General features: G+C 57.3%; 6 protein-coding genes. 2 read left to right on the top strand and 4 right to left on the bottom strand.

The features are described 5' to 3' along the window. On the bottom strand, positions 1-912 hold a 912-nt coding region (locus AC2VNK_RS04695; RefSeq protein ID WP_486883004.1), incomplete at its 3' end, for a carbohydrate porin. Between the two features lie 772 nt (positions 913-1684). Between AC2VNK_RS04695 and AC2VNK_RS04690 the strand changes: the two genes are divergently transcribed. Further along, entirely contained in the window at positions 1685-2536 is an 852-nt protein-coding gene (locus AC2VNK_RS04690) for a C40 family peptidase (protein WP_486883003.1), read from the top strand. Positions 2537-2658: 122 nt separating this feature from the next. Here AC2VNK_RS04690 and AC2VNK_RS04685 read toward each other — a convergent pair whose 3' ends face one another. The 3 genes from AC2VNK_RS04685 to AC2VNK_RS04675 form a co-directional block, all read right to left on the bottom strand. Then, a complete protein-coding gene (locus AC2VNK_RS04685) occupies positions 2659-2880 on the bottom strand; it encodes a hypothetical protein (protein WP_291523514.1) in 222 nt (73 codons plus the stop codon). 12 nt (positions 2881-2892) lie between these two features. Further along, positions 2893-3087, bottom strand: a complete 195-nt coding sequence (locus AC2VNK_RS04680) for a hypothetical protein (RefSeq protein ID WP_291523516.1) — start codon at positions 3085-3087, stop codon at positions 2893-2895. 111 nt (positions 3088-3198) lie between these two features. Next, entirely contained in the window at positions 3199-3558 is a 360-nt protein-coding gene (locus AC2VNK_RS04675) for a hypothetical protein (RefSeq protein WP_486883002.1), read from the bottom strand. 69 nt (positions 3559-3627) lie between these two features. Between AC2VNK_RS04675 and AC2VNK_RS04670 the strand changes: the two genes are divergently transcribed. Further along, positions 3628-5022, top strand: a 1395-nt coding sequence (locus AC2VNK_RS04670; RefSeq protein WP_486883001.1) for an ATP-dependent DNA helicase, incomplete at its 3' end; no start/stop codon positions are given.

Here is a 5022-nt window from a genome sequence, read left to right as displayed (position 1 = left end):
CCGACGTTCTCCGGGCAGGCTCCAGTTCCCTTCGGCGACGGCATAAACGCCCGAGGTCGTGGGGGACAGCCCATAGCGATCCGGGTAGGACGGCTGGTAGTGCCAGGCACCTGCTTTGAGGATGTACTGACCATAATTGTCGCTGCTGTCCTCAAGATCGTCTTCCTCCTCCTTGCCCCAGTGCAGGCCGCCTTCCCACAAGGCCATGTAGCCGCGTTCAAAGGCGGAGGTCTGGTGCTGAGGGTCGCCCTGAAATAGTGCAACCTTGCTACTCAGGTGCTCGCTGTGGGTGCCCACCAGAAACCCCAGACCTGAGTAAGGATAGGTGGCGGTACCAGGGACGTTGACGGTCATGGTCGGCGTCATGCCAAAGGAGCTGTTGATGAGCTGCAAGGCGTTGGCAGTGACGTCAAAGTAATAATTTACGTCCATATAACCGACACGGGTGTTGATCCAGTCTGTCCAGTGTTGGCGGAAGGCGGCATCGTAAAAACGGACTGCGTCGGGTGCCCAGATATTACTGGCCGTCTGGATGTCGCCGCTATAATTTTGCTGGGCCCCGCTGCTATAAATGCCCATGAGGGAAAGGCTAAATTTGCCCCCCTTCCAGAGGCCTGCCTTCTCAGTGTTATACTCAACGCCAAACTGGCCGGCAATGTTGCCCTCCCTGCCCCGGCGAATGCCGCCCGCAAGGTTGGAAAAGAGTTCACTGTCGGCATGTCCAGCCCAGGAGATGCCATCGGTCAAATGGTGGTAAGCCGGCAAATATTTGGGAGAAAGGCCTGGTACATAGGGGACGGGGCCGCTTCCCCCTGCCGCTGGATCCTCCGCTGCCCAGATATCAGAAAAGGGCCCGAAAGTGCCAGCGCAGATGACAAGCACAGCAGCGGTGGGGCGGAAAAGTTGGGACATGGTGCGCGCTCCTTGTTATGATAATAAGAACGATTATCAATTTCATATAAAGAGCGCTGCCTGTCAATAATCTCTGATGTCGAAGTGCGTATGGATGACCCAATCATGTTGATGGCAATGGTCGGGCCATTGTTCATAGGGGAGCGCCATAGCGCGTCATAACTAGCGATTGGGTCTTGCCGCGGGCATGGATACGACCTATAGTCCCAAACATGGACTATGGAACATCGATTTTACTAATGGCTAATATTCGACTTGATTCGGAGAGAGTTATCGCACGGGCGTCCGCTCGTCCTGCGCTCGGGTCGTCGCCGTGCGCCCACGTCCACAACGCAGTATGCACATCGAGCCGAACTTGTTCGGCTTTTTTATTGTGGGTAGGGGCAGCCTCGAAGTTTCTCTTCTTGATGAGAAATGGCAATGTCTCTGCATAATCAGCCAATCGGCAGATTACGCAGCGGCGATTCCCAGTTAGTTCGGGAGATAAAGAATGCGGAATAAACATCGCTGGCAGGTTGCCATGGCGGCATTGACGTTTTTAGGTGGAATTAGTGTGTGTCAGGCGGCGCCGCATGCGGCAGGCCACAAGGCTTTGCATCGGGTCAGTCGCCACAGCCACGCACGGCTCCATTATAAGAGCACTTCGAAAAACTCGAAAACAGTCCAAATACAGTTCACACGTGACAATGGGTTAGTGCCTGTCAGACAGGCGAAAAGGGTAGCTTTCCGAACTGCCCACAGGACAGTATTGCGTGCTCTAAAAAACGATTATATGGCGTTGGCGCCGACGGCTTTGCAGTTGATGCATCTCGCGCCGGTTGAATTTGCTGGGGTAGGTGCGGCGCCACAGCGCGTTTCGACTTACGACTTTAAAATGCAATCCTTTCCTGCGGCCGATGCGGAAAAGGTAACGAGCCCCATTTTTGTCGATCAGTCGCTGGCGCTGGTCAAAGCCGGGATGGCGACGGATGACACGCCAGCCGTTCTTCCCGAAAAACCGGTGGCGGCTTCGGTCGACGCAATGGCCGTGACCTCAGTCTCGGAGCGGTCGCATTTGCGACTCGCGCTGGAGATGTTGGCCAGCCAGGCCTATCACTGGACGCGTCACCCTTTGCAGGCGTTGGAAGCCAGTGGAAATGCCACTGTCGGGCCGCAAGCTGCTGCCCAACTGGCGGATGACATCGCCCAAGAAGGTCAGTCTGTGGCATCGGATGGCCATTCTGACGCTGGCTCCTGGCTCTCACCCCGTTCCTTGGCGGTTTCTGCGCTCAATTTTATCGGGGCCCCCTATCGCTGGGGTGGTATGAGCCCGGCCTCCGGCTTCGACTGTAGTGGCTTTGTCAAATATATATTGGCGAAGTTTGATATTCATGTGCCACGCACCTCTTATGCCCAGGCAGCCGAGTTACGGAAGGTTTCCCGGGCCAATCTGAGGCCTGGTGATCTGGTGTTTTTTGACACTATGCATCGGCCTTATTCCCATGTAGGGATCTACATTGGTCATCAGCACTTTGTCAGTGCCCAGACGCCCAGCACGGGTGTTCAGGTAGCGAGCTTAAATGATCCTTATTGGGCAGCGCATTTTGACGGGGCGCGTAGCCTGCCGGTGTCCAGCGCTTCCTGATGACGAAGTAAATACCTGCCCATTGGCCATAAAAAACCCGCGCTCTGAACCAGCCCGCGGGTTTTTTATGGCCTGCAAGGCGCAAGGCTGTTGGCGCAGACGGGGGCGACGTATATGAGCGCTTAGGCGTTCTGCTCCATATCATCCGGCGTTTTCCACTCATAACGATCGGGCGCCTGAGTCTGGGCAGCCGTGAAGCCCTCCTTCTGGAGCAGTTCGGCCAGTGCAACGGCCCCTGGACCGGCCGTTTTTGGGTTCGCCAAGATATTGCTGGCGATTTGTGCCGCCTCATAGGCGGTCAGAATGACTTCTACGCTCTGCTCTTGCTCTTCGCGAATTTGCATGGGTGACTTCCTTTAGTCAAAAATATGGGGCGGTTGTTTGAAATGATCCTCTGTTCGGTAATCCTGCTTGGCCAACAGATAGGCGATATCCAGGGTGTCTTTAGCAAAGACCTCGGCATTCTTGATAATGGGTTCGACTATTTTAGCAAGATCCTTTTTGTCGAAGCGGATGGTGATACTTTGGTCGTCTTTATGGATGACTTCCATAGTGCTCTCCTTTTTAGTGAGATCATGAGACAGTTCCCTGTCTATGGAATTGTTGCGTATATCTATCAATGGATTTTTATAGCGCATACGTTATGATCAGATTCTGAGGGTTTAGTTCAGCGCGGAGGTTTTGTCAAAGGACGCGGTTGCAGCGCCGGGTGCCCCGCTTTGATCCATGCGGGCGAGCAGGCGAAAGCCCCCAATGACACCGAGGATGCGCGCGCGCACGGCGTCCTCCCAAGCATCCTGGGCCAGGGGCCAGTATTTGCATTGGGTATGTACCGCGCGGGGGATGTCTGGCGTGGCATGGCAGTCGAGGGCGATGAAGAGATCGGGCCAGACATGGTCGGTTTCGACCGTCCTCGCTTCCAGCCAGTCTGCACCCAAGGCTTCAGCCAACGTGGCGGCATAGCGGGCCTTTGCCGGATCAGTCGGATGCCAGAACAGGATGCGTGCGCGCCGTTTATACATGAATGCCCTCTTCACCACGAATTTGTGTAAAAATAGCAGGACTGGCGATAAAACGGGAGCAGAAATGGGGTGTCGGGAGTGATCGGGGAGGACTGGTCCGTGCTGTTGGGGCAAGCCGGGGCGCTGGCCCAAGTGCTACCGCAGTTCCGGGCGCGGGAGCAGCAACAGGCCATGGCCGCGCAGGTGGCCCATACTCTGCGCGACGGCGGTGTCGCCTTGATTGAAGCGGGGACGGGTACCGGCAAAACTTTCGCTTATCTTCTGCCGGCCATGCTTTCCGGGCGCAAAGTGCTGGTTTCTACCGGCAGCAAGGCCCTGCAGGATCAGATCCTGGAAAAAGATATCCCGCTGCTGTTGCGAGCCACCGGAAAACTGTTGCGGGTGAGCCGCCTCAAGGGGCGCGCTAATTATCTCTGCCGGCATCGTCTGCAACGCTTCAGCGCTGAGGGTGTGGCGCCCGCTTTGGCCGCACCCCTGGCACGAGTGGCGGACTGGGCCGGACGGACGCGGGAGGGGGATGTCGGTGAACTGACTTCGGTGCCTGAGGATTCGCCGGTCTGGCCTCTGGTCACCTCGACTCGGGACAACTGTTTGGGTAGTGATTGTCCGGAGTACGGGCGCTGTCACGTTATTGAGGCGCGGCGCCAGGCGCAGGAAGCGGAGATTCTGGTGGTGAATCACCATCTGCTTTTTTCTGATTTGGCACTAAAGGCCAACGGCATGGGGGACTTGTTGCCGCAGGTCGAGGCCATGGTGCTGGATGAGGCCCATCAGGTGCTGGATTTGGCCGGGCGCTACTTCGGCCAGCACCTGAGCAGCCATCAGCTCTGGGACTGGGGACGGGACAGCCGGGCCGAAACCCTGACTGAAGCAGGGGACGATGAGCGGCTGCTGGCAGCGGCAGCACAGGTAGAAACGCAGACGACGGCGTGGCGGACGGCTTTGGGTCCGGGTGAGGAGCGCGGGTCCTGGACCTTGAACCCGGATAGCGCGCAAAGCTCTGCTTTTGCCCGTTTGCGTCAGTCCGTGGCTGAGCTGGCCCAGGCCCTGACTGCGGCTGCAGCACGTGGCAAGGGCCTGGAGCAATGTGCGGCGCGTGGGGTAGCGTTGCTGGCGACGGTGGATTTTTTTACCGCGCAAAACACCCCGAATATGGTGTACTGGCAAGAAAAGAAAGCACGTACGGTGCAGCTCCATGCCACCCCGCTGGATGTGTCAGCGCCGTTGCAGCGGCATCTGCTGGAGCCGGTGGAAAGCGTGGTTCTCACCAGTGCGACCTTGCGGGTAGGCGATAGTTTCGCCAGCACCGAGCGTGCTCTGGGTTTGACGGCAGCCAGCACTTTTACAGCCGCATCACCTTTTGATTATGCGCGGCAATCCCTGCTTTACCTGCCGCCAGCGATGCCGGAGCCCAATCATCCCACGTACACCCAGGCCTGTCTGGAAGCCGCTGCACCGGTCATT

Source organism: Acidithiobacillus sp. TH-A35, from assembly GCF_057473505.1.
This window is presented reverse-complemented; position numbering and strand designations above follow the sequence as displayed.

Bases quoted from the DNA above. Each gene is read 5' to 3' on its own strand.
- AC2VNK_RS04690 (WP_486883003.1), top strand. From the start codon at position 1,685: ATGGCGTTGGCGCCGACGGCTTTGCAGTTGATGCATCTCGCGCCGGTT.
- AC2VNK_RS04685 (WP_291523514.1), bottom strand. From the start codon at position 2,880: ATGCAAATTCGCGAAGAGCAAGAGCAGAGCGTAGAAGTCATTCTGACC.
- AC2VNK_RS04680 (WP_291523516.1), bottom strand. From the start codon at position 3,087: ATGGAAGTCATCCATAAAGACGACCAAAGTATCACCATCCGCTTCGAC.
- AC2VNK_RS04675 (WP_486883002.1), bottom strand. From the start codon at position 3,558: ATGTATAAACGGCGCGCACGCATCCTGTTCTGGCATCCGACTGATCCG.